Source organism: Candidatus Pelagibacter sp. Uisw_134_02, from assembly GCF_047720265.1.
Classification (GTDB): Bacteria; Pseudomonadota; Alphaproteobacteria; order Pelagibacterales; family Pelagibacteraceae; genus Pelagibacter.
In genome coordinates this window covers 877,625-899,688 of sequence record NZ_CP159813.1, presented here as the reverse complement: position 1 = coordinate 899,688, position 22,064 = coordinate 877,625, and the positions used below count along the sequence as shown (strand labels likewise).

At 30.0% G+C, this 22,064-nt stretch carries 23 protein-coding genes and 1 pseudogene; 13 read left to right on the top strand and 11 right to left on the bottom strand.

The genetic code is table 11. From position 1 onward, the window contains the following. The first annotated feature begins 38 nt into the window (after nt 1-38). The 9 genes from ABXT56_RS04980 to ABXT56_RS04940 all read left to right on the top strand — a co-directional run bounded on the left by ABXT56_RS04980 (nt 39) and on the right by ABXT56_RS04940 (nt 8,098). The gene (locus tag ABXT56_RS04980; protein WP_415299612.1) at nt 39-674 is read left to right on the top strand and encodes a hypothetical protein; all 636 of its coding nucleotides are present in this window, start codon (nt 39-41) and stop codon (nt 672-674) included. Between the two features lie 92 nt (nt 675-766). After that, the gene (locus tag ABXT56_RS04975; protein ID WP_415299611.1) at nt 767-1,537 is read left to right on the top strand and encodes a pyrroline-5-carboxylate reductase; all 771 of its coding nucleotides are present in this window, start codon (nt 767-769) and stop codon (nt 1,535-1,537) included. Beyond that, nucleotides 1,537-2,223 (top strand): class I SAM-dependent methyltransferase, encoded by a 687-nt coding sequence (locus ABXT56_RS04970; protein ID WP_415299610.1) that lies wholly within the window; start codon nt 1,537-1,539, stop codon nt 2,221-2,223. The genes ABXT56_RS04975 and ABXT56_RS04970 overlap by 1 nt, the downstream gene beginning before the upstream one ends. Nucleotides 2,224-2,233: 10 nt before the next feature. Beyond that, nucleotides 2,234-3,010, top strand: a complete 777-nt coding sequence (locus tag ABXT56_RS04965; protein WP_415301400.1) for an ABC transporter ATP-binding protein — start codon at nt 2,234-2,236, stop codon at nt 3,008-3,010. Next, nucleotides 3,010-3,717: an ABC transporter ATP-binding protein gene (locus ABXT56_RS04960; RefSeq protein WP_415299609.1), complete on the top strand. Its 708-nt coding sequence runs from the start codon at nt 3,010-3,012 to the stop codon at nt 3,715-3,717. The genes ABXT56_RS04965 and ABXT56_RS04960 overlap by 1 nt, the downstream gene beginning before the upstream one ends. A 1-nt stretch (nt 3,718) precedes the next feature. Continuing rightward, the gene (locus ABXT56_RS04955) at nt 3,719-4,729 is read left to right on the top strand and encodes a branched-chain amino acid ABC transporter permease (RefSeq protein WP_415299608.1); all 1,011 of its coding nucleotides are present in this window, start codon (nt 3,719-3,721) and stop codon (nt 4,727-4,729) included. 35 nt (nt 4,730-4,764) lie between these two features. Beyond that, nucleotides 4,765-6,096 (top strand): branched-chain amino acid ABC transporter permease, encoded by a 1,332-nt coding sequence (locus tag ABXT56_RS04950; protein WP_415301398.1) that lies wholly within the window; start codon nt 4,765-4,767, stop codon nt 6,094-6,096. 75 nt (nt 6,097-6,171) lie between these two features. Beyond that, on the top strand, nt 6,172-7,335 hold the full coding sequence (locus ABXT56_RS04945; protein WP_415299607.1) for an MFS transporter: 1,164 nt from the start codon (nt 6,172-6,174) through the stop codon (nt 7,333-7,335). Between the two features lies 1 nt (nt 7,336). After that, nucleotides 7,337-8,098 carry a sulfite exporter TauE/SafE family protein gene (locus ABXT56_RS04940; protein ID WP_415299606.1) on the top strand — a complete coding sequence of 254 codons (762 nt, stop codon included), beginning with the start codon at nt 7,337-7,339 and terminating at the stop codon, nt 8,096-8,098. A 54-nt stretch (nt 8,099-8,152) separates the two neighbouring features. On the opposite strand, the pseudogene ABXT56_RS04935 reads toward ABXT56_RS04940, so the two are convergent. The 8 genes and pseudogenes from ABXT56_RS04935 to ABXT56_RS04900 form a co-directional block, all read right to left on the bottom strand. Further along, nucleotides 8,153-9,345: pseudogene (locus ABXT56_RS04935) on the bottom strand (ABC transporter substrate-binding protein). A 76-nt stretch (nt 9,346-9,421) separates the two neighbouring features. After that, nucleotides 9,422-10,279 (bottom strand): DMT family transporter, encoded by an 858-nt coding sequence (locus tag ABXT56_RS04930; protein WP_415299605.1) that lies wholly within the window; start codon nt 10,277-10,279, stop codon nt 9,422-9,424. After that, nucleotides 10,279-11,760 (bottom strand): aldehyde dehydrogenase, encoded by a 1,482-nt coding sequence (locus ABXT56_RS04925; protein ID WP_415299604.1) that lies wholly within the window; start codon nt 11,758-11,760, stop codon nt 10,279-10,281. The genes ABXT56_RS04930 and ABXT56_RS04925 overlap by 1 nt, the downstream gene beginning before the upstream one ends. Then, the gene (locus tag ABXT56_RS04920; RefSeq protein ID WP_415299603.1) at nt 11,753-12,535 is read right to left on the bottom strand and encodes an alpha/beta fold hydrolase; all 783 of its coding nucleotides are present in this window, start codon (nt 12,533-12,535) and stop codon (nt 11,753-11,755) included. Before ABXT56_RS04920 ends, ABXT56_RS04925 begins: the two co-directional genes overlap by 8 nt. Nucleotides 12,536-12,540: 5 nt before the next feature. Continuing rightward, nucleotides 12,541-13,128 carry an amino acid synthesis family protein gene (locus ABXT56_RS04915; RefSeq protein ID WP_415299602.1) on the bottom strand — a complete coding sequence of 196 codons (588 nt, stop codon included), beginning with the start codon at nt 13,126-13,128 and terminating at the stop codon, nt 12,541-12,543. A gap of 10 nt (nt 13,129-13,138) precedes the next feature. Then, the gene (locus tag ABXT56_RS04910; RefSeq protein ID WP_415299601.1) at nt 13,139-13,765 is read right to left on the bottom strand and encodes a class I SAM-dependent DNA methyltransferase; all 627 of its coding nucleotides are present in this window, start codon (nt 13,763-13,765) and stop codon (nt 13,139-13,141) included. Continuing rightward, nucleotides 13,766-15,466, bottom strand: a complete 1,701-nt coding sequence (locus tag ABXT56_RS04905; RefSeq protein WP_415299600.1) for a thiamine pyrophosphate-binding protein — start codon at nt 15,464-15,466, stop codon at nt 13,766-13,768. It lies immediately after the preceding gene. Then, entirely contained in the window at nt 15,463-16,632 is a 1,170-nt protein-coding gene (locus tag ABXT56_RS04900) for an LLM class flavin-dependent oxidoreductase (protein WP_415299599.1), read from the bottom strand. Before ABXT56_RS04900 ends, ABXT56_RS04905 begins: the two co-directional genes overlap by 4 nt. Nucleotides 16,633-16,812: 180 nt before the next feature. Between ABXT56_RS04900 and ABXT56_RS04895 the strand changes: the two genes are divergently transcribed. Continuing rightward, the gene (locus tag ABXT56_RS04895) at nt 16,813-17,550 is read left to right on the top strand and encodes a racemase (RefSeq protein WP_415299598.1); all 738 of its coding nucleotides are present in this window, start codon (nt 16,813-16,815) and stop codon (nt 17,548-17,550) included. Here ABXT56_RS04895 and ABXT56_RS04890 read toward each other — a convergent pair. The 3 genes from ABXT56_RS04890 to ABXT56_RS04880 all read right to left on the bottom strand — a co-directional run bounded on the left by ABXT56_RS04890 (nt 17,547) and on the right by ABXT56_RS04880 (nt 19,533). Beyond that, nucleotides 17,547-18,161 carry a YjbE family putative metal transport protein gene (locus ABXT56_RS04890; RefSeq protein ID WP_415299597.1) on the bottom strand — a complete coding sequence of 205 codons (615 nt, stop codon included), beginning with the start codon at nt 18,159-18,161 and terminating at the stop codon, nt 17,547-17,549. The two genes, ABXT56_RS04895 and ABXT56_RS04890, sit on opposite strands and share 4 nt — an antisense overlap. 65 nt (nt 18,162-18,226) lie before the next feature. Further along, a complete protein-coding gene (locus ABXT56_RS04885) occupies nt 18,227-18,757 on the bottom strand; it encodes a tetratricopeptide repeat protein (RefSeq protein WP_415299596.1) in 531 nt (176 codons plus the stop codon). 2 nt (nt 18,758-18,759) lie between these two features. Continuing rightward, nucleotides 18,760-19,533, bottom strand: coding sequence for a 5-oxoprolinase subunit PxpA (locus ABXT56_RS04880; RefSeq protein WP_415301396.1), 774 nt, complete (start codon nt 19,531-19,533; stop codon nt 18,760-18,762). 28 nt (nt 19,534-19,561) lie between these two features. Here ABXT56_RS04880 and ABXT56_RS04875 point away from each other — a divergent pair, with 28 nt between their 5' ends. Genes ABXT56_RS04875 through ABXT56_RS04865 form a run of 3 tightly spaced genes read left to right on the top strand, consistent with a single transcriptional unit; the run spans nt 19,562 to nt 22,062 of the window. After that, the gene (locus ABXT56_RS04875; RefSeq protein WP_415299595.1) at nt 19,562-20,251 is read left to right on the top strand and encodes a 5-oxoprolinase subunit B family protein; all 690 of its coding nucleotides are present in this window, start codon (nt 19,562-19,564) and stop codon (nt 20,249-20,251) included. Then, nucleotides 20,241-21,194, top strand: a complete 954-nt coding sequence (locus tag ABXT56_RS04870; RefSeq protein ID WP_415299594.1) for a biotin-dependent carboxyltransferase family protein — start codon at nt 20,241-20,243, stop codon at nt 21,192-21,194. Before ABXT56_RS04875 ends, ABXT56_RS04870 begins: the two co-directional genes overlap by 11 nt. Then, nucleotides 21,181-22,062: a DMT family transporter gene (locus tag ABXT56_RS04865; RefSeq protein WP_415299593.1), complete on the top strand. Its 882-nt coding sequence runs from the start codon at nt 21,181-21,183 to the stop codon at nt 22,060-22,062. The genes ABXT56_RS04870 and ABXT56_RS04865 overlap by 14 nt, the downstream gene beginning before the upstream one ends. Nucleotides 22,063-22,064 lie beyond the last annotated feature (2 nt).

The following is a 22,064-nucleotide window of genomic DNA, read 5'->3' as shown; positions in this document are numbered from 1 at the left end:
ATTAATATTAATAAAGTTAAAGAATAGGGAAAAACATAATGAAAAAAATAATAATTGCGACCCTAATAACACTTGGATCATTTTCAATGGTTTCTGCAGAAATCGGTGTAAATATTGGTGTTACAGGAAGCACTGGGCTTATTTTTGCTGAAGGTAATGAAACTATCGAAACAAACAAAAAAGGTTCAAGCGATGTGACTAATGTATTTGGTCATTCATCATTTTTTATTGAAAAAACTTTAGGAAGCAGATTTAGAGTTGGTTACGATATGGTAAACTCAACACTTTCTTCTGATACAACTGAAGACAGTAAAACTGATAATGCAGCTACCGTTACTAACACAGTTAAAGTTGATTTTAGCAATATAAACACTCTTTATGCTGCTGTGAACATTACTGAAAATTTGTATGTAAAAGCTGGTATGGTTTCTGTTGATATAGATACAAAAGAAACTTTAGGTACAGGTGGTGCTTATGGAAACACGTCTATGGATGGAACTGTAATGGGTCTTGGTTACAATAAGACTTTTGATAACGGTTTTTTCATAAGAGCAGAAGGTACAATTACAGATTATGACGACGTAAAACTTTCTGATACTACTAATACGAAAGAAATTAAAATTACTAAAGTTGAAAGCGTGCTTGCAGGTCTTTCAATTGGTAAATCATTCTAATTAATTTTTTAATTAATTTAAAAATTAAAGCCCCCTTTTGGGGGCTTTTTTTTTACATAAAATATTACAATCATTTCTGATATAGTATAAAAATGAAATTAGGTTTTATAGGCACCGGAAAAATTGCTTCTTCAGTAATTCTTGGAATATGTAATTCAAAAATATCTTTTTCTAAAGTTTTAATTTCCCCACGCAATAAATACATAGCTAAAAAACTTGAAAAAAAATTTAAAAAAGTAACTATTGCAAAAGATAATCATGAAATAATTGACAAATGTAATTGGATATTTTTATCGGTAACTCCCTCAGTAGGAGAAAAAATTATCAAAGAATTCAAATTTAAAGCCAGCCAAACAATTGTTAGCTTTATCTCCACAATTACACTTAAAGAATTAAAAAAAGCAATTAAAGTTAAAGCAAAAATAGTAAGAGCCATACCATTACCACCAATTTCCTTAAAAAAAGGACCTGTACCTATTTACCCACCAAATAAAAAAGTAAGAGATTTTTTTAATAAAATTGGCACAACTGTAGAAATTAAAAATGAAAGATTGTCTAAAAATTTTTGGTCAACATCAGGAATAATGGCATCTTATTACGAATTATTAAGAGTAATGATAGATTGGTTGGTCAAAAGAGGAATTAAACGAGAAAATGCACAAAAATATATAACATCTTTATTTTCAGCGCTATCAGAAGATGCTGTTGTAAATTCTAAAAAAGATTTAAAACATTTAGTGAAAGAGTCCCAAACTCCTAAAGGATTAAATGAGCAAGGTGTCAAAGAGTTAACTAAAGCAGGTTTTTATAAATCATTAGAAACAACACTAAATAATATAAATAAAAGATTGAATAAGAGTTAATGAATAATATTGATTATAACGAACCTATAGCTAAAGAACTTTTAAAAGAAAATAGTCATTTAAGAATAATGACAAAATTTTTAGATAATAAAGAAAATCCAAAAGTTTTAGAATTAGGTGTTGAGAGAGGCTCTTCTACAAAAGCTTTTTTATGGTATCTCGAAAAAAAAAATGGCAAATTATTTTCTGTAGATATTCAAGATTGTAGCAAAGTGGCAAATTCTAAAATATGGAATTTTATACAAAGTGATGATCTTAATAGTAATTACATACTAAAAACTTTTGATGAGATAAAAAAAGAGGGGATAGATTTAATTTATATAGATAGCTATCATGAAAATTACCATGTTTTGAAATTATTAAATATATGGTTTAAGTATTTAAAAAAAGATGGTGCAATTTTTATTGATGATATAGATAGCTATCCTTTTAGAAAAAATAAAGATATATGGAATAGTATAGTTTATGATTTAACAAGTGATATTATAAAAGAGTTTTACTATAATAATAATGAAAAAGTACTTTATACAAAACATTTTGGAGAAAATGGTTTAGGAAAAATATATAAACTTGTGGATTTCAACATCGAAGCCAATAAGACTAAAAAAATTTGGAACTATAATATTTTCATTAAGATTATCTATCCATATCTAAGAATGTTTAAAAAATTAATAAGTCTTAAATAAAGTGTCTGATATTTTAGAAATAAAGAATTTATCTAAATATTTTGGTGGTTTGGCTGCAGTATCAAATTGTTCTTTACAAATTAGAGAAGGGTCAATTACTGGTATAATAGGACCTAATGGATCAGGTAAAACTACTTTATTTAATTTAATTGCAGGCAATTTAAAATCCTCTCAAGGAAAAGTATTATTTAATAATAAAGATGTAACAGATGTTCCCTCATATGAATTGTTTTCAAAAGGTATCTTAAGAACTTTTCAAATAGCACATGAGTTTACAAACCTTTCTGTACTTGAAAATTTAATGATGGTCCCTGCAAATCAGTCAGGTGAAAATTTGATGACAGCTTTAATGAAACCAAGTTTAGTTAGAACTGAAGAACTTGCTGTAAAACAAAAAGCACAAGACGTAGTTGATTTTTTAAATCTGACACATTTATCAAATGAATTAGCTGGAAATTTATCAGGTGGACAAAAAAAATTATTAGAACTTGGGAGAACTATGATGGTCGATGCAAAATTAGTTTTACTTGATGAAGTAGGGGCAGGTGTTAATAGAACATTGCTTAAAGATCTTGGAACTGCGATTCTTAAATTAAATAAAGAAGAAGGTTATACTTTTTGTATGATTGAACACGATATGGAATTTATAAGTAGATTGTGTGATCCTGTTATTGTTATGGCAGAAGGATCTGTCTTATTTGAGGGGACAGCTGAAGAAGCAAAGAAAGATGAAAAAGTTATTGAAAGTTATTTAGGTAGAGGATCAAAACTAAAGGATGAAAATTAATGGCTTTTTTTGAAGGTTTAAAAATGACAGGTGGCTATGGTAATGGACCTGATATTATTAATTCTTGTTCAGTTGATGTTAATAGAGGTGAAATAGTTTCTATACTTGGACCAAATGGTGCCGGTAAATCAACAGCTATGAAAGCACTACTTGGTCTTTTAAATTTAAAATCTGGCTCAGTTATAATTGATGGTAAAGATATTTCAAAACTTTCACCACAGGATAGAGTTAAAGAGGGTATTTCATTTGTACCTCAAACTAAAAATGTATTTTCTGGAATGAGTGTTGAAGAAAACTTAGAGATGGGAGCTTATTTAAGAGATGATAATTATAAAAATATTATAGAAGAAATTTATGAACTATTTCCAATATTGAGAAAAAAAAGAAATCAATTAGTTGGTGAACTATCAGGAGGTCAAAGACAACAAGTGGCCCTTGGTAGAGCGTTAATGATAAAGCCATCTGTACTAATGTTAGATGAGCCTACAGCAGGAGTTTCTCCAATTGTAATGGATGAATTATTTGATCATATAATTAAAGTGAAAAGAACTAATGTCGCAATTTTAATGGTAGAGCAAAATGCTAAACAAGCACTTAATATTTCTGATCGAGGATATGTTTTAGTTACTGGTGAAAATAAATATTCAGGAACAGGAAAAGAATTATTAAATGACTCAAGAGTAAGAAGCTCTTTTTTAGGTGGATAGTATGGATTTTTTAAACGCAATTATATTATTATTAAATTATATTTTTGTGCCAGCTCTTACTTATGGCTCACAACTAGCGCTAGGTGCAATATTTGTAACTTTAATTTATGGAATTCTACGGTTTGCAAACTTTGCAACTGGAGACATGATGGCTTTTGGTACAATGGTTACTATTTTAATTACTTGGTACTTTCAATCAATAGGTATCTCCTTAGGTGTTTTACCAACAGCCCTTCTTGCTATTCCCTTTGCCATAATTTTTATGATTGGCTATATGCTCTTTATAGATAAATTTGTATTTAGTTATTATAGAGTTCAAAAAAGCCCACCAGTTCAACTTGCAATGGTTAGTATTGGTGTAATGTTTGTAACACAAGCTGTGGTCAGAATAATAATTGGTCCATCAGATAGAAGGTTTTTTGATGGAGAAAGATTTATTGTTAAAGCTAGAGAATTTAAAGAAATGACAGGACTTAATGAGGGCTTGGCTATTAAATCTAGTCAGGTCATAACTGTATTTGTAACACTTGTATTGGTTTCCATTCTGTTTTGGTTCTTAAATAAGACTAAAACAGGAAAAAGTATGCGTGCTTATTCTGATAATGAGGATTTAGCTTTATTATCTGGGATTGACCCCAAAAGAGTAGTTATGATTACATGGATTATTGCAGGTATTTTAGCAACTATTGGTGGAGCTTTGTATGGTTTGGACAAAAGTTTTAAACCATTTACCTATTTTAATAACATGCTACCAATTTTTGCTGCTGCAATTGTTGGGGGTATTGGAAACCCTTTTGGAGCATTTTTAGGAGGATATGTTATAGCTTTTTCAGAAATATTCCTCACCTACGCTTATAAAAAATTCTTTATGTATGTTTTACCAGAAAGTATGGAGCCAGAAACATTAGTTCAACTATTATCAACAGATTATAAATTTGCTGTATCATTTTCTATATTAGTGATCGTTTTGCTTTATAGACCAAATGGAATATTTAAGGGGAAGGTATTGTGAGAAAGTACTTAAACGTGATTACAGCCTACACAATAATGATGGGTTTAATTATTTTAGTTGGAATTTTTCAATCATGGAATGTTGCTCTATCAATTTTTAATATGTGTTTGATTTCTGCTGTGATGACTATGGGTGCAAATATTCAATGGGGGTATGCAGGTTTAATTAATTTTGGTCTCATGGGCTATGCAGCACTAGGTGGGTTAGCTGCAGTTTTAATATCAGCTGAACCAGTACAAGAAGCATGGGTTGCAGGTGGTTTTAATATTCTAATGTGCTTAGGGTTAATAGTAGTGATGATATTTGCAATTCAATTCGTATTAAAATATTTTGAAAAATCAAAAATTAGAACTTATGGTATTGCTGTAATTATTATTACTGGAATTGTTATTATAAGAATAACATCAGAGCCAAGCATTGAAGCTATTGAAGGTGTTAACCCAGCAACAACAGGATTTCTTGGAGGATTAGGATTGCCAATTATGTTCTCTTGGATTGTCGGTGCTTTTTTTGCTGGAGGTCTAGCTTTTGTAGTTGGAAAAGTTGCGCTTGGGCTACGTGCAGATTATTTAGCCATTGCTACATTATTAATATCAGAAATAGTTATAGCTATCATTAAACATGAAGACTGGTTAACAAGAGGAGTTAAAAATGTAATTGGATTAGATCGACCAGTACCTTATGAGGTTGAGCTTCAAACAAAAGAATGGTTTATAAATCTAGTTGCAAAGTTTAATTCTAGTAAATTAGATTTAATTTCAGTTATATCTGATAAGCAAGCGGCTCTTAATCAATTAGTTATTGAAGGATCATCAGTATTTGTAAAACTTTGTTATTCAGGATTGTTCTTAGTGGTAGTTATAGCTCTTTTAATAATTACTCAAAAAGCTCTTTATTCTCCATGGGGAAGAATGATGAGAGCAATAAGGGACAACGAAGAAGCAGCAAATGCTATGGGTAAAAATGTTGTTAAACAACATTTATTAATTTTTATTTTAGGTTCAGCAATTGTTGGAATTGCTGGTGCAATGTTAGTTACTCAAGATGGTCTATTTACACCAGGTAGTTATAGGCCAATGAGATATACTTTTTTAATCTGGGTTATGGTTATTGTTGGAGGAAGTGGAAACAATTTTGGTGCCATATTAGGTGGTTTTGCAGTCTGGTTTCTATGGATTGAAGCAGCACCAATAGCGCTGTTTTTAATTAATTTATTTACTGTAGGTTTAGCAGATACACATTCATTAAAGATTCACTTAATTGAAAGCGTTCCATACTTTAGATATTTAATGATGGGCATGGGTCTTTTATTGATCATGAGATACCGTCCTAAAGGTATACTTCCAGAGAAAATCGAAATAAAATAGGAATATTATGAAATATATTATACTAGGAGCTGCAATAGCATGGGCTATGTATATTGGCGATAAATATTTTTTTTAATGAATAAAAATTTATGGTTGCTGATTTTAAGTCAAGTCTTTGCTTTTACAGCGGCACCGGTAACAGTTTTTTTAAGTGGAATAATTGGTTCTCAATTTAGCCCAGTAAAATCTTTAGCAACTCTACCGATGGCTTTATCAATTGTAGGTATAGCTATTTTTGCAATTTTTGCAGCAAAGGTCATGAGCATAATTGGACGTAGAGCCGGCTTTATGCTTGCATCTATAGGGAGCTCATTGTCATCATTACTAGCTGCTTACTCAATAATTAATGAAAGTTTTATTCTTTTTAATTGTTCATGTTTTTTACTTGGAGCAGGAGTGGCTTTTAGTCATCAATATCGTTTTGCAGCAGTTGAAACAGTAAAAAAAGATATGGCACCTAAAGCAATATCAATAATATTGTTAGCAGGAATAGGTTCAGCTTTCATTGGACCTAATGTTGCTAATATAACAAAAGATATCATTTCTGAACATCTATATGCTGGATCTTACATTGCGCTTGCAGCTTTAACTCTTACTTCAACAATTTTTTTATTATTTTATCAAGATGGACATAAACCAAATCGTATTAATAAAAAAATCAAACGTAGTTATTTAGAATTAATTTCTCAACCAAGATTTTTACAAGCTTTAGTAGCCTCTGCATTTGCTTATGCGGTAATGTCATTTTTAATGACTGCAACACCAATAAGTATGCATGTAATGGAGAAAATAAGTTTAACTAAAACAGGAATTGTAATTCAGCTGCATATTGCAGCAATGTTTTTACCATCACTAGTCACAGGAAATTTGATAAGAAAATTTGGTCATAGTAAAATAATGTATGCAGGTGTAGTTTTATTCCTAGTAACAATTTCAACAAGCTTATTTGAGCAAAACTTTGTTAATTATTTAATTGCTCTAATATTTTTAGGATTTGGCTGGAATTTTTTATTTATATCTGGAACAAGTTTATTAGTTCTATCTTATAGAGAAGATGAAAAATTTAAAGCACAAGGTTTTAATGATTTAATTGTTTATTCTATTCAAGCAGTAGCAAGTTTATCAGCAGGAATTTTCTTAACGTTAACGAGTTGGAAAACAATGAATTTAATTTGTTTAATCTTTTTAGCTATAATAATTTTATCAACATTAAGAGCAGATTCTAGGGAAAAAAGATAAGATGGATCTTTTATCTTATTTTCAACTCAGCTTAGTCGAAATTTACTTCATAATATTTACAGTATTTATTGCTTCTATAATAAGAGGTTTTAACGGCTTTGGTTTTTCAGCTACATGTATTTCTGGTTTTTCTTTTATTCTTCCAGCAATAGAAATAGTTCCAATAATTCTAATACTTGAGGTATTAATTAGCATCTTTATGATTCCATATGTTTGGACCAAAATTGATTGGAATTTTGTTTTTAAAGTACTACTAGGAATAATTATTGGATCTCCACTAGGTCTTTACTTATTAAAGTATTTATCTTCAGATGTAACGCACCTATCTATTTGTTTACTAATAATATTTTTTTCATTGTTACTAATGAAAGGGTACAAAAACATTAAAATCAATAATGAATTTGCAAAATTTTATACTGGAATATTTTCTGGAACATTGAATGGATTAACCACTTTAGGAGGTATGCCTGTTGCTCTCTTTCTTTTAATCACAAGTATTCAGCCTGCTATAATCAGGGGTTCTTTGGCGGCATTATTTTTCTTAACAGATATTTACGCTTTTATTCTAAGTTTTTTTTCAGGAATTGTTGATATAACAACTATTTATAGGACACTTCCATTGATCATTGTCTTACCTATTGGAGTTTTCATTGGAGATAAATTTTTTGTTAAAAGTAAAGAAGAGACATACAGAAAAATAGTTTTTTATTTTCTTATATTCATTTCAATATTGGGGAGTTTTAGAGCTATCAGTAATTTTTAGACAAAAAAACCCCCAGCAATTTTGTCGCTGGGGGTTTTAAAATTAAGATTTTAATTATCTTTGTTTCTTATTTTTAAATTTTCCACCTTTGATTTCTTTTTCTAAGAAAGAACCTTCAGCTTCACCAACTTCTGTAAATGATACTCCAGTAGCACCTTCGTAATCAACTTTTTTACCTTCAGCTAATAAATCTAAAGCTTTTTTAAGTTCACCTGGATAAATTTTAGTTCCAGGACCGTTAGCAACATCCATTACATTTTTAGCAATAGAAGCTCTATCAGCTGATCCACCTGCTTGAATTGCAAGAACAATCAAAGCTCCAGCATCATAAGATTCACCCGTGTAAGGTCCAGATGAGTCGATACCAGCAGCTTTTGCGATAGTTGTAAAAGTACCTGCTGTTTTTTTATTCATTGAACCAGGCATTGAGCCAAAAGATTTATTCAAATCTTTTCCAAAAGCTTCTGTTAAAGAGTCACCAATCATACCATCAGATAAAATAAATTTATCAAACGCACCAGAGTCTAAAGAACCTTGTATAATTCCTTTTCCACCTTGGTCTAGGTAACCAATTACTGCGACTGCATCACCGCCTGCTGCGGCTAAAGTAGCTACTTCAGATGAGTAATCTGCTTTTCCATCTTCGTGAGCTGATACAGTTGTTACTTTAATACCATGAGCTTCGACTGCTGCTTTATAAACATCAGCTAAACCTTTTCCATAGTCATTATTTGTGTAAGTAATAGCAACACTTTTAATTTTTCTATCTTTTGTAATATCAGCTAAAACTTGTCCACCCCTAGCATCAGAAGGGGCCGTTCTAAAGAAGAACCCTTTATCATCTAAAGTTGTAAGTCCTGGTGATGTTGCAGAGGGTGAAATCATTACCACACCATTTGGTACAGCTACATTTGATGCAATAGCACCAGTTACACCCGAACAGTCAGCACCCATAATTGCTGCTACACCTTGTGCAATAACACCTTCAGCTGCTGCCGTTGCTGCTGCTGAATCAACACAAGTTGAGTCTGCTCTTATTACTTCAATTTTCTTTCCACCTAGTAATGAACCTGAATCAGAAGCTTCTTTAAATGCAAGTTCTGCAGATGCAGCCATAGCTGGTGTTAGAACTCAATAGGACCAGTAAATCCTAAAATAATTCCCATCTTAATTGCGTGTCCATCAGCAAATACGTTCGATGTGAAAGTTGACACAAACATAAATGCGGCGATAAATAGTTTTTTCATTATTTTCCTCTTTGATTGTTAACAATTTATAAAAAGCTAATTAAATTATGATTAATCTAATAATTCAATGAGTAAATTATCTTATTTTATGTAGCAAAAAGACCGAAGTTATTACAATTATGCCACCCAATATGAACAAAGTAGTTGGCACTTCACCAAATACTAAAAAAGTTAAGACAATACCAAAAATAGGAAATAAAGAATAGAAAGGAAAAATTTGCCCAACAGTATAGAATTTGTAGAGATAAAACATTAAAAGATGTGCACACAGAGAGACTATAATAGCTTGATACGAAATTAACATCCAAGATTCTAAATTAATACTTTTTATATTTAACAATATATTTCCTTCAATAAAGTAAGAAATAATTAATAAGATTGTAAAACCAAAGAGAGCGACACTTGCATTGAGCATGCTTGTATTTAAATTTTTTAATTGTCTAGAGTAGACTTGAGCTAAACCAAAAAATAAAGCCATTAAACTAGCAAAAAATAAACCAATAAAATTATTACCGAGCTTTGGATCGAAAAATATTATTACAATTCCAACAAAGGCTGTGAATATAAGAATCCATTTTTTTGAGTTTATATTTTCTCCAAGCATTAATGCACTTGCAAGAATTCCAAAAGGTATAGCTAATTGTGAACCAACAATTATTGGAGATATAATTGTTGAATAATAAAGTGACAAGTTCATAAAAACATAAACCAACACACCCATAGAAATTGAAAAAGCTATTAGTGAAGTTATATGTTTTTTTTCTGGTAATTTAAATCTCCAAAACGGTATCAAAATAATTAATACCAAACCCATTCTAAGTGAAGCCATAAGAATAGGTGGTACAGAATTGTTAAGTGCTAATTTAGCAACTGGAAAAGCACTCCCATGTGCAGCCATTATAAATAGTAAAACTAATATATGTTTTAAAGGCATTATCTCATTGAAAAGGGATCAAGAGAGGGCTCATCAGAAGTATAAAACCAAGTTGTTTTTACTCTTGTGTAATCTTTAATGGATTCAATGCCTGCTTCTTTTCCGTATCCACTATCTTTTATTCCCCCAAAAGGAGCTGAAGGAGATATTAGTCTATATGTATTTACAAAAGTAATTCCTGCACGAATTGCTTTTGAAACTCTCATGCCTCTTGCAAGATCACTTGTATAAACACCTGATGATAATCCATATTGGTTATCATTCATTTGTTTTAAAACTTCTTCTTCTGTGTCAAATTTCATTACTGATAAAACTGGTCCGAATAACTCATTTTTTGCTGTTGGAAGATTGTGGTTATCACATTCAATAATAGTTGGAGGAAAGTAATAGCCTTCATTTGAAAATGAATGTCTTTTACCACCACACTTAAGTTTTCCGCCCTTCTCAATAGTTCGTTTTATATTTTTTTCTATAATCTGTAATTGTTTAAAATTACTTAAAGGTCCCATTTCAGTTTCTGAGTCCATTGGTGCACCAATTTTTATTTTTTCTGTTCTTTGTACAAGTTTAGATAAAAACTCATTATAAATTCCTTTTTGAATATAAAGCCTTGAACCAGCAATACAGCTCTGTCCACTAGCACCAAAGACTCCTGCAACAATGCCGTTAATAGCATTATCTTGTTTTGCATCGTCAAACACAGCAACAGGGCTTTTACCTCCAAGCTCTAAACTGACTTCAGATAAATTTTCAGCAGAATTTTTAATTATATGTCTTGCAGTTTCAGGTCCGCCTGTGAAAGCTATTTTTTCAACAAGATTGTGTGTTGTTAAAGCTTTGCCACACGGATCTCCAAAACCAGTAACTACATTTAAAACTCCCTTTGGCAAACCAGTTTTTTCAATTAATTTCGCAAATTCAAAAATTACTGCTGGCGCTAACTCTGAAGATTTAAGTACTACAGTATTTCCCATCGCAAGTGCTGGAGCAAGTTTAGTTGCAGTTAAAAACATTTGTGAGTTCCATGGTACAATAGCAGCGATCACACCTATTGGAATTCTAGTTGTAATTGCCTGAATGTTTGGTTTATCAATTGGCAATACTGTTCCTTCAACTTTATCAGCAAGACCCGCATAATAATCATAGTATTCAGCAATATAATTTGCTTGTTTTTTAGTTTCTCTAAATAACTTTCCTGTATCAATTGTTTCAATTTCTCCAAGCATCTCTGCATTTTCTCTCAATTGATTTCCAATATCTCTTAAAAATTTTCCTCTATCCCTTGGTAGTAATTTAGGCCATTCTCCCTCAAATGCTTTTTGAGCAGCCTTAACTGCTTTATCTACATCTTTTGCACTTGCTTCAGGAACTATTGCCCAAGGTTTATTTGTTTCAGGGTTTAAAGTTTCAAAAGTTTTTTTACTTTCCGAATCAACCCACTCACCATTAATAAACATTTTATACTGTTTTAATTTAGTCATTTAGTTCTATAAAGTTCTTAATAGCTATATTTACATCATCCGCACATTCAATACTACAAAGATGTTTGCCACCTTTAATGACTTTTAATTGACTATTAATAATTACTTTACTTAATTTTTTAGACATATCTATTGTAGATCCCACATCGTTTTCACCAGTCATAACCAATGTGTTAACTTTGATGTTTTGAAAAGCCTCATTATTTTTATGAAAGACAAAAAGTTTATAAACTTTTAAGAAACTTTCCATATTATTTTTTTCTAATATTGAACTGATTTTTTCATAAGTATCTGGATTTTTTTCCAGATATTTATCTGTAAACCATCTTTTTAATGCTTGCTTTGAGAGTTTTAAATTTTTTTTGGATAAATTGAATCTGTCATTAACAATTTTTTGCTGTTCTTCACTTCTCTTAAATATTGAGCCAAGTAACGTCAGTGACTTAAGTCTTTCATTATATTTAGTAGCAAAATTTCTAGCTATTAATGAGCCTATTGAAAATCCAACTAAATGAATTTTATCAAATTTTAATTCTCTTAATAGATCTACTAATTGTTCTGAAAAATCATCAAAACTTATATTTGACTTATTTAAGGAAGTTTTACCGTGGCCTAAAATATCAAAAGAAATAGTAGTGCTGTCCTTAAAATAATCTAATTGAGGTTTCCAAATTTCATGAGTTAAACCTACGCCATGAATAAATACTATTGGATATTTTTTATCAGTTTTATTTAATAGATAAAAAGTTCCTGATGAGTCAGTGCCATTTATCATTAAATCTACTTGGGCTCGATACCCATTTCTTTCATATCTTTATATCTGTCACCAGTTCTTGCATGAGCTCTTCCGCTTGAAGCTCCACCGATTGCTATGACAATTTCATCATCAAAAGGTGCATCATGAATTGTAAATTCATGAGTTAAATAATAAGGCCTTAAACCGGAATCAGTTTTATGCATCATGGGGATAGAAATTTTAGATCCTGCAGGACCCCTAGTATTTGTAAAACTAAGATAAGAAGTTCCTCCAACTGCATCTCTAAATTTATTCCCAAACCTCAGTGTATGAATAAATGCTGAAGCATGCTCTATTTCACCACTTAATCCTACAATACCAGCCTTACCATAAGCTAAAATTTTTTCTGGTGATCCTATCTCTTTAATTAGTTCTGGAACCAGTAAGTCACCTAATTTAGGGGCCAAATCTAAAATAGCAGGTCGTAAATCTTCAACAAAGCCCTGTCCATGCCATGGGTTTTTAAAAACTGCAGCTACTGAAACTAATAAAACTGGTTCTTTTGCTTTTTTACCACCTTCAATGAAAGTTTTATCGACAAATTTAGTAAATTTCCTTAAATTAATGTTCATATTTTTTTATTTATATCACTTGAGCAATAACTAGCCAGGCATTAACATTTTTGCTTGCAATATAGTCTGATTTAAAAAATTCAATTATTTTCCAAAACTTCTTATCTTCTAATTCTTTAATCTTTTTGTCAAACCCATATTCTTCATAAATTCCAAGATTAATAGTAAAACAAATATACGATTTTTTTTTACAAATTCTAACCATTTCATCAAGAACAGGAGGGTTCACATGGCCATAAGTGAAAGTTCCCACACAAGTTATCCCATCATAACATTCATCGTTAATTTTAACTTTTTGATTTAAGTCTATTTTAAAAAGATTTTCATAAACATTCGCTGGTACTAAATTTATCATTTTTTGTGAAAAATCAGCCCCATCAATATTTGTAAAGCCATTATTTTTAAGCTCTATTCCAACTAAACCGGTTCCACAACCTGCGTCTAATATTCTAATGTTTTTTATTGAGTTATATTTTTTAAATAGCGCTACTGTTTCTTGAGGTCCAGAATATGCCCAATCGACCATATCTTTGTCATATTTATTTTTTTTAGTCCATTCATCATAATAATCTTCAACTTCTTTTCCTGCTTTTAATTTATAAATTGGAAGTTTATTTCCTATATCTTTTTGTGACATTTATTTTTTTCTATATTTGAAACTATCTTTTCTAAAACTGTATAACGCATTAGGATCTACATCAACGTCAATTACAACAGGTTTGTTACATTTTAAAGCAGCTTTAATCACATGACTAACTTCTGAAATTTTCTTTATTTTGAAACCTTTTGCCCCATAAAGCTCTGCAACCTTGTCAAAGGCAGGACTTTTAATGTCAGCACCTAAATATCTTTTTCCAAAAAAATCTTTTTGATAAGCTTTTTCTGCACCCCAGCTTTGATTATTCATTACTATCGTAATTGTGTTTATTCCGTACTCTACAGCAGTACTTAATTCTGAAATAGTCATTCCAAAACCACCATCACCCATAAGACTAACAACAGTTTTTTTAGGTTTTGCAACCTTTACTCCTAACCCACATGCAAATGAAAAACCAACTAAACCAAAATCTAATGGAGTAAATAGAGAAGGAGGATCATAGTACTCAAGAGAATCTGTTGCTTGTAAACACAAAGTTCCTGCATCTAATGTAATTAAAGAGTTTTTAGGAAGAACTTTTCTCAATTGTTTAAATAAATCTTTAGGCTGAATTGGAAATTTTTTTTTTATACTAACTATATCTCTTTTAAAAATAAATTTCTTTTTTTCCTTAAAAAACTCTTCAGTCCAAGCTTTTATATCTAAAATAATTTTTTGTTTTTTAATTTCTTTAAAAATTTGATTTGTAGCAGTAGCTGCATCAGCGTGAATTCCAACAGAAATTGGAAAATATCTTCCTAGCATTTTCTTTTCTAGCTCTATTTGAATAATCTTAGCTTTTTTATTTATATTATCATAAGAGTAAAAAGTTGAATTAAACCCAAGTCTTGTTCCAAGAGCGATTATTACATCTGCTTCCTTTACAAGTTTTGATGCAACAGGGTTTCCTCTTGGCCCCATTTGGCCTGCGTTTAGTTTACAATTGAAGGGAATTGCATCCCCATGACCTGCTGCGGTTACTATTGGGACATTTAAGTATTCAGCCAATTCTATTACTACTTTGTGTTGTGCTGTGTACTTTATTCCACCACCTGCAATGATTACAACTTTTTTAGAATTTTTAATTATCTTAACAGCTTTCTTAATCTTGCTAATTTGACCTTTAATAGAACTTGAATTTTTGTATGAAGTTTTATTGGTGCTTATATTGAAATTTTCATAAGCTGCCAAAATATTTCTTGGTAAATTAATACATACAGGTCCTCTTCTTGGGGACATTGCTGTTTTAAAAGCTTCACTTATTATGTTAGGGATGTTTTTTGTTTTTTTTACTATCCATGTTTTTTTTGTAATGGGACCAAACAGTGATAATTGATCTAAACCTTGAAAAGCATCTTCTACATTATCTTTTGTTGAATATGATCCAGCTAAAGCAACAACAGGAGAAAAAGCAGCTTTTGCTTGGGCTATACCAGTCACCAAGTTTGTTGCGCCAGGACCATTTTGACCTGCTAGGATCACACCTGGTTTATTTAAAGCTCGTGCATATCCATCGGCCATATGAGTTCCAGTTCTTTCATCTCTTACGCCAATAAATTTAATACTTTTCTCGTGGTATAAAGCATCAAACATTTCCATGGTAGCTGAACCAATTAATCCAAAGACATGCTTAACATTTTCTTTTTTTAAAGACTTAACTGCAGCTTGGCCACCAGTTAACAGCTTTACTGTTTTTTTCACGAAACTTTTTTAACTTCAGTATCTATATCGTCTTTGAAATTAGGCATTACTTTTTCAGTGAATAGTTTAATACTTTTCATGCAGCTCTCGTGTTTAATGCCTGGAAAGTTTGACCAAACATGAAGATTTTGCAAATTAAGTTCTGATTTAAGTTCGTGAATTTTATCAGTTACATATTCGGGTGTTCCAAAAAGCATATTACGTTTATGTAAAAAATCGTAATTTAGTAAATCTAACTTTCCTTTTGTGACTGGTAATTCTTCACCTGGATCCATGTGGTTTCCAAGTCCTCTCCAATGACAAACCCATTTCATGTAGTCCACCATATGCTGACCAGCTTTTTCTTTAGCTTCTTCCATTGTATCTGCTACAAACATATCTCTAACTAAAGAAATACCTTCACCCATGGGTACATTTCTTTTTTCAGCTTCAGATTTTGCATTTTTAAAAGCTTCAAATTTAATTTTAAGAGCTTTTACTGTTGGGATCCACATTATGATATTTAATCCTTGCTGAGCAGCCCATTCAATTGATCTAATTCCATCAACAACTTGATGAATTGGAGGATAAGGTTGCTGATAAGGTTTTGGAAGAACACTAATATTTTCCATAATACTTGTTTCAAGGTTTACTAAATCTTTATTTGGTGGACTCATATCATGTTGCCAAACATAATCTGGAGCAGGGTAAGTATAAAACTCACCTTTATGATTAAAAAATTTTTCTTTCCAGGCTTTTTTTAAAATTGTTAAAGTTTCTTCGAAGAGTCTAAAATTTTTAGCCTGATCTTTCATATCAGCTTCTTTGTTTAAATTTATAGCTTCTCTTCCATAAATTCCTCTACCAATACCTACTTCAACTCTGCCTTTTGATAACTGATCTAGCAAAGCAATATCTTCAGCCATTCTAATTGGATTATGAAAAGTAATTACATTACATGCTTGACCGATTCTAATATTTTTTGTTCTTGCTGCAGCATCTACACCCATCATTAACGGGTTTGTAAGAGACTCCATTCCTTCATGATTAAAATGATGCTCTGTATACCAAATGGAATTCCATTTGTTTTGATCACAATATTCTGTGATCTCTCTAGTTTCGTCTAATAGTTTGTCGTATTGTTTATGTGTCCAGTTAGTAGTATTACAAAAATATCCAAATTTCATTCAAACCTCCTTAAATCATTAAATTTAAAGACGACTGATCCCACTTTCGTATTCTTTAGTATCTTTTAAACTTCAAGTAACGACGAGTTATGTATCGCTTATAAAATTATGATAAATTAACTAGATTAAATAATCAATATATTTATTCTATACATAGCTTATAAAAGTATTATGGAATCAATGAAAATAGACCCAAAATTTAACAAATATCAAAATCCTAAAATTGGTCTCATAGCTCTTGCTAGTGATTATATGATCGAAAAAGACTTTATTAAAATAATAAAAGATAAAAAAATAGATTTTTTTGTTAATAGAATTGAATGCTTTAATCCCTTAACAAAAGAAAACTTAATTAAGATGTCTGAAAAAGTTACCGATGTAACAAAAGATATTCTTCCAGATGAAAAAATTGATTGTGTTGCTTATGGTTGCACTTCCGGAACTATTGCAGCAGGATATAAGGATATTCAAAAAAAAATACAAGATGCAAAGCCAGAAGCTATAGTTACAACTCCAAGTACAGCATCTATTAAAGCACTTAAAATACTGAATATTAAAAAAATTGCAATTTTCACTCCTTATTCGAAAAGATTAAATGATGAAGTATTAGATTTTTTTAAAAAAGAAGATTTTGAAATTAAGGCAAATTCTTATTTTAATATTGAGTCAGATATAGATATAGGGAAAGTTGACCCTAATTATTTATATGAAGTTCTTTCAAAAATGGATTTAAATGAAGCTGAAGCTTTATTTATTTCATGTACTGCGTTACCAGCCTTATCAATTATTGATAAGCTAGAAAAAAAACTAAATATAACTGTGCTTTCAAGTAATCAAACTTTAATTTGGGACACACTTATCTCGATTAAAAATAAAGAAATAATTAGAGGTTTTGGAAAAATTTTTGAAATTAATTAAAAGTATTGTTTAAAAGTTTCATTAATCGAAAGAACTCCATAATCATTTAATCCACCAATAATTAGTTGAAGAGCAACTATTAAGATGAATGCTAAACCTACATAAGCAATCCATAAATTTTTTTGAATATAGTTTGCTAAATATGTGGCTAAAGCCCCAGTTAACACGACAGATAAAACAAGTCCAAATATCATATAACCAAAGTAACCTTTGGCTGCACCAACTACACCAATTACATTATCAAAACTTATAGTAATATCTGCAAATAAAACTTTATAGATGCTTTTTACAAATGAGGGTTCTGTAGATTTTTTTATTGGTGATTTAATCTTATTTTTCATTTCTACTAAATCTTTTCGTAAATCATTGACAATCCAAATTAAAAGAAATCCACCTAAAATTTTTATATAATAAAATTCAAACAAGTAAGTAGCAAATAGGGCAAAAATAATTTTAAAAACTAAAGCACCCGCAACTCCCCACAATATTATTTGTTTCCTATTTTTTGGTACAAAGTTAGCTGCAATTAAACCAATAATAATTGCATTATCGGCAGCTAAGATAATGTCGATAAAAATGATTTGTGTTAAAATTATAAACTCTTCTATCAAGATATATTGATAATATTAAATATTTATAATAATTCAATAAAAAGTATTTATAAATTAAATATAATTTAGTATTTAGATTTTTTTGTACCTGCAATAATTTCTTTTAGATCATTATATTCTTCACAATTACAACTCTCTAATACTTTCAATCTTTGTTTTGCAAGCTCAATTCTATTGGTTTCAACGTAAAGTTCTCCAAGATATTCATTTATACCTATATGCTCAGAGTTTATTGTCAAACCTTGCAAATAATAAATTTCTGCCATTATAAAGTCACCAACTTTTCTTGAGGTATATCCTAAATAATTAAGTATATCTGGTTCATTGGGGTATTCTTCGTTTGCTAATGTAAAAAAACTTAATGAGTCATTGAATCTTTTTTTCGATTTATCAAACTTTTCTTTTTTTTCATACTTTTTTGCTTGTTTAAGGGCATTAAGTCCTTTTTTATAATTACTATTTTTAACATTTAAGAATGAAATGTCTTCTCTACCGTCAGACTGTGCTCCAGAAGACGAAGAACTTGTTGAAGCAGAATATACTGAATTATTAATAAAGAATGTAATTAGGACAAAAAATAAATATTTATTAATCATAGTTATAAAAATTTTTTTAATTCATTTAATGATTTTAGCTCAAGATCATTTTTAAGTAAATCCTCTTTGATAGATTTTGCAGTAGCTAGTGAGCTTTTATTATCTCCATGTATACACACAGAGTCTATTTCACAGGATATTTGTTTTCCCGAGTAACAATTTAGTGCCTGATTTTTAACCATTCTCAATACGTGCTTTTTTGCTTCCACTGGATCAGTTATTAAAGCATGAGATTTTTTTCTAGAGACCAGATTTCCATCATCTTCATAATTTCTATCTGCAAAAATTTCACATGCAATCTTCATGTTGAAATTTTTTGCAGCATCTTCCATTTTTGACCCAGTGGGTACTAGGTAAATCAAATCTTTATTGATTTCGTTAATTGTTTGAGCCAATACAGTTGCTAGATCAATATCTTCACACGCCATATTATTTAAGGCTCCATGAGGCTTTATATGAGTAACTGCTGAATCATATTTATAAGCAATTTTTTGTAAAATTTCATATTGATCAATTATTAATCTTTTAATTTCTTTTGTTGAAAGATTCATTCTTTGTCTACCAAAGTTCTCTGGATCATTAAATGATGGATGAGCTCCAATACTTACACCATTTTTTTTTGATATTTTAATTACCTGCTTCATTGACTCATCATCACCAGCATGAAATCCACAAGCAACATTAGCAGAATTTACTATTTCAAGTAAATCAGGATCATACTTGTTAGCATGATGTTTTGATTTTTCTCCTAAATCACAATTTATATTTATTTCCATAGCATCAAATGTTGAAGTATAACATGACATGATTAAAAATATATCTAATCTTGGTGACGCAGCTGTATATTGTGATTTTGGTTCAGAGATTAATGAAACAATAAATAGCAATGTAATTGCTTATTTTGAAAATTTGTCAGAATTAATAAAAGAAGAAAAAATTCATGGTATAACAAATCTTACTCCATCTTATAATAAATTAATAGTTAGTTTTGATTTAAAGTTCATCAATTATAAAGATACTAAAAATTTAATAGAAAACTTAATTATTAAAAAGAGTGATAAAAAAAATAATACAAAAATAAAAATTCCAATTTGTTGTGAAAAAGAATTTGGATTAGATTTTGAAAGATTAAACTCTAAATTAAATATTAGAAAAGATGAAATCATCAAGTTATTTTTTAGCAAAGAATATTTTTGCTATATGACAGGATTTATTGCAGGCATGCCTTTTTTAGGTGATATTAGTGAAAAAATTAGGTGTGATCGATTAGAAACTCCAAGAGTTAAAGTACCAAAGGGTTCAGTGGGTATAACAGAGCAGTTTACAAATATTTATACTTTCGAGAGTCCTGGGGGATGGAACATTATTGGAAATACTCCTATGAAAATTTTTGATAAAATGAATTTATCAAAACCGTCATTGATTAAACCAGGCAATAAAATAATTTTTTATCAAATATCAAAAGAGGAGTATTTAGACTGGAATGAGCAATAGTCATTTTGAAATATTGAGATCTGGTATAAACACAACCATTCAAGATAATGGACGAAATCATATGTATCATGAAGGAGTTACTATCAGTGGTGCAATTGATCAAAGAAATTATAAATTGGCAAATAAATTAGTAAATAATGAATTAAATGAAGCTGTTATAGAGTTTGCCTACCAAGGACCACTTCTAAAATTAAAAAATAATAAGATTAATTTTAGCATAACAGGAGATGTGCTCTTCAAGATAATTAGAAAGAATTTAAAAGTTGAAGAAGGGGTATGTTATAAAAATTATATTTTAGAAGAAGAAGACCAATTAGATATAATTTCAACAAAAAATACTGTTTATGGATACTTGTCAGTAAATGGTGGATTTAAAATAAAAAGATTTTGGAATAGTTATTCAATAAACACAAAAGCAAATATTGGCCCAAATAATGGAAAGAAATATTCTACAGAGGATAAGATTTTTATAAAAAATTCTAATTTGAAAAAAATTAAAGAAATAAAATTAGATTATTTTAAATCACAAGATAATATAATTAGAGTTATTAGAGGAACTAATTTTGATTATTTTTCTTTAAAAGCTCAAAATCAATTTTTTAACCAAGAATTTTCAGTTACTAACCTTGCTGATAGAATGGGCATTAGACTAAGTGGTGATAAGCTTGAAAACATAATTAGCACAAACATTAAGTCTGAAGGTATTGTGAGAGGAGTTATACAAGTTCCAGCTGATGGTAATCCTATCATTATGCTTTCTGATCATGGAACTATTGGGGGATACCCTAAAATTGGAGTTGTTATTTCAGCAGATTTAGATCGAGTAGGTCAATTAACACCTGGTTCTACTGTAAGTTTTAAAGAAGTAAGCCTTGAAGAAGCTCAGAATATATTTAAAGCATACACTGAAGATACAAATAAATATTTATATGAAAATAATTAGTAAAATCCCTGGTCCAATATTAGTCTTTATGGGGGCTTTCAGTTTAAGCTTTGGTGGTCTAATTGTTAAATCATTTGAAGGATCTACATTGTGGCAAATATTGTTTTGGAGATCTCTATTTTTTTCTCTTACAGTTTTATTTTTTTTGATAATTACTTATAAAAAAAACTTATTTAAAGCATTTTATGAATCTGGCTTACCAGGGTTTTTTGGTGGTATTGTTCTATCATTTGGTTTTTGCGGTTATGTTTTTGCGATGTATAATACGACAGTAGCAAATACTAATTTTATCATTTCAACACAGATTTTATTTTTAGCTATTTTTGGTTATTTATTCTTAAAAGAGAAAATTTCATCACTCACATTAGCATCAATAATTTTAGCAATTACAGGTGTTTTATTAATGGTTGGTAGTTCTTTATCACCGGGAGAGATGTCTGGAAATTTAGCAGCATTTAGTATGCCAATTACATTTGCTGTCTTAATTATTGTTGTTAGAAAATTTCCAAATGTTGATATGGTACCAGCACAATTTATAGCTGGAATTAGTTCTTGTTTTATAGGTTTTTTATTATCAGAAAAACTAATGATCTCCACACATGATATTTTATTGGGCTTTACAGCTGGATTTTTTCAAGTTGGGTTTGGCTTTATATTTATAACAATGGGTGCGCGTAGCACACCATCTGCTATGGTTGGAATAATCATGTTATCCGAATCGATCCTAGGACCAATGTGGGCTTTTTTATTTGTAGGTGAAAGACCCTCTTTATTTACTTTAATAGGAGGTGGAGTTATTCTTTTTGCAGTAATGTTACAATTCTATGCTTTACTTTTTTCAGAAAAAAAAGAAAAAATTACAAGTTGACT

What these genes read in the sequence shown, in the direction of transcription:
- ABXT56_RS04980 (WP_415299612.1), top strand. Translation starts at nt 39, where the DNA reads ATGAAAAAAATAATAATTGCGACCCTAATAACACTTGGATCATTTTCA.
- ABXT56_RS04975 (WP_415299611.1), top strand. Translation starts at nt 767, where the DNA reads ATGAAATTAGGTTTTATAGGCACCGGAAAAATTGCTTCTTCAGTAATT.
- ABXT56_RS04970 (WP_415299610.1), top strand. Translation starts at nt 1,537, where the DNA reads ATGAATAATATTGATTATAACGAACCTATAGCTAAAGAACTTTTAAAA.
- ABXT56_RS04960 (WP_415299609.1), top strand. Translation starts at nt 3,010, where the DNA reads ATGGCTTTTTTTGAAGGTTTAAAAATGACAGGTGGCTATGGTAATGGA.
- ABXT56_RS04955 (WP_415299608.1), top strand. Translation starts at nt 3,719, where the DNA reads ATGGATTTTTTAAACGCAATTATATTATTATTAAATTATATTTTTGTG.
- ABXT56_RS04950 (WP_415301398.1), top strand. Translation starts at nt 4,765, where the DNA reads ATGATGGGTTTAATTATTTTAGTTGGAATTTTTCAATCATGGAATGTT.
- ABXT56_RS04945 (WP_415299607.1), top strand. Translation starts at nt 6,172, where the DNA reads ATGAATAAAAATTTATGGTTGCTGATTTTAAGTCAAGTCTTTGCTTTT.
- ABXT56_RS04940 (WP_415299606.1), top strand. Translation starts at nt 7,337, where the DNA reads ATGGATCTTTTATCTTATTTTCAACTCAGCTTAGTCGAAATTTACTTC.
- ABXT56_RS04930 (WP_415299605.1), bottom strand. Translation starts at nt 10,279, where the DNA reads ATGCCTTTAAAACATATATTAGTTTTACTATTTATAATGGCTGCACAT.
- ABXT56_RS04925 (WP_415299604.1), bottom strand. Translation starts at nt 11,760, where the DNA reads ATGACTAAATTAAAACAGTATAAAATGTTTATTAATGGTGAGTGGGTT.
- ABXT56_RS04920 (WP_415299603.1), bottom strand. Translation starts at nt 12,535, where the DNA reads ATGATAAATGGCACTGACTCATCAGGAACTTTTTATCTATTAAATAAA.
- ABXT56_RS04915 (WP_415299602.1), bottom strand. Translation starts at nt 13,128, where the DNA reads ATGAACATTAATTTAAGGAAATTTACTAAATTTGTCGATAAAACTTTC.
- ABXT56_RS04910 (WP_415299601.1), bottom strand. Translation starts at nt 13,765, where the DNA reads ATGTCACAAAAAGATATAGGAAATAAACTTCCAATTTATAAATTAAAA.
- ABXT56_RS04900 (WP_415299599.1), bottom strand. Translation starts at nt 16,632, where the DNA reads ATGAAATTTGGATATTTTTGTAATACTACTAACTGGACACATAAACAA.
- ABXT56_RS04895 (WP_415299598.1), top strand. Translation starts at nt 16,813, where the DNA reads ATGAAAATAGACCCAAAATTTAACAAATATCAAAATCCTAAAATTGGT.
- ABXT56_RS04885 (WP_415299596.1), bottom strand. Translation starts at nt 18,757, where the DNA reads ATGATTAATAAATATTTATTTTTTGTCCTAATTACATTCTTTATTAAT.
- ABXT56_RS04880 (WP_415301396.1), bottom strand. Translation starts at nt 19,533, where the DNA reads ATGGAAATAAATATAAATTGTGATTTAGGAGAAAAATCAAAACATCAT.
- ABXT56_RS04875 (WP_415299595.1), top strand. Translation starts at nt 19,562, where the DNA reads ATGATTAAAAATATATCTAATCTTGGTGACGCAGCTGTATATTGTGAT.
- ABXT56_RS04870 (WP_415299594.1), top strand. Translation starts at nt 20,241, where the DNA reads ATGAGCAATAGTCATTTTGAAATATTGAGATCTGGTATAAACACAACC.
- ABXT56_RS04865 (WP_415299593.1), top strand. Translation starts at nt 21,181, where the DNA reads ATGAAAATAATTAGTAAAATCCCTGGTCCAATATTAGTCTTTATGGGG.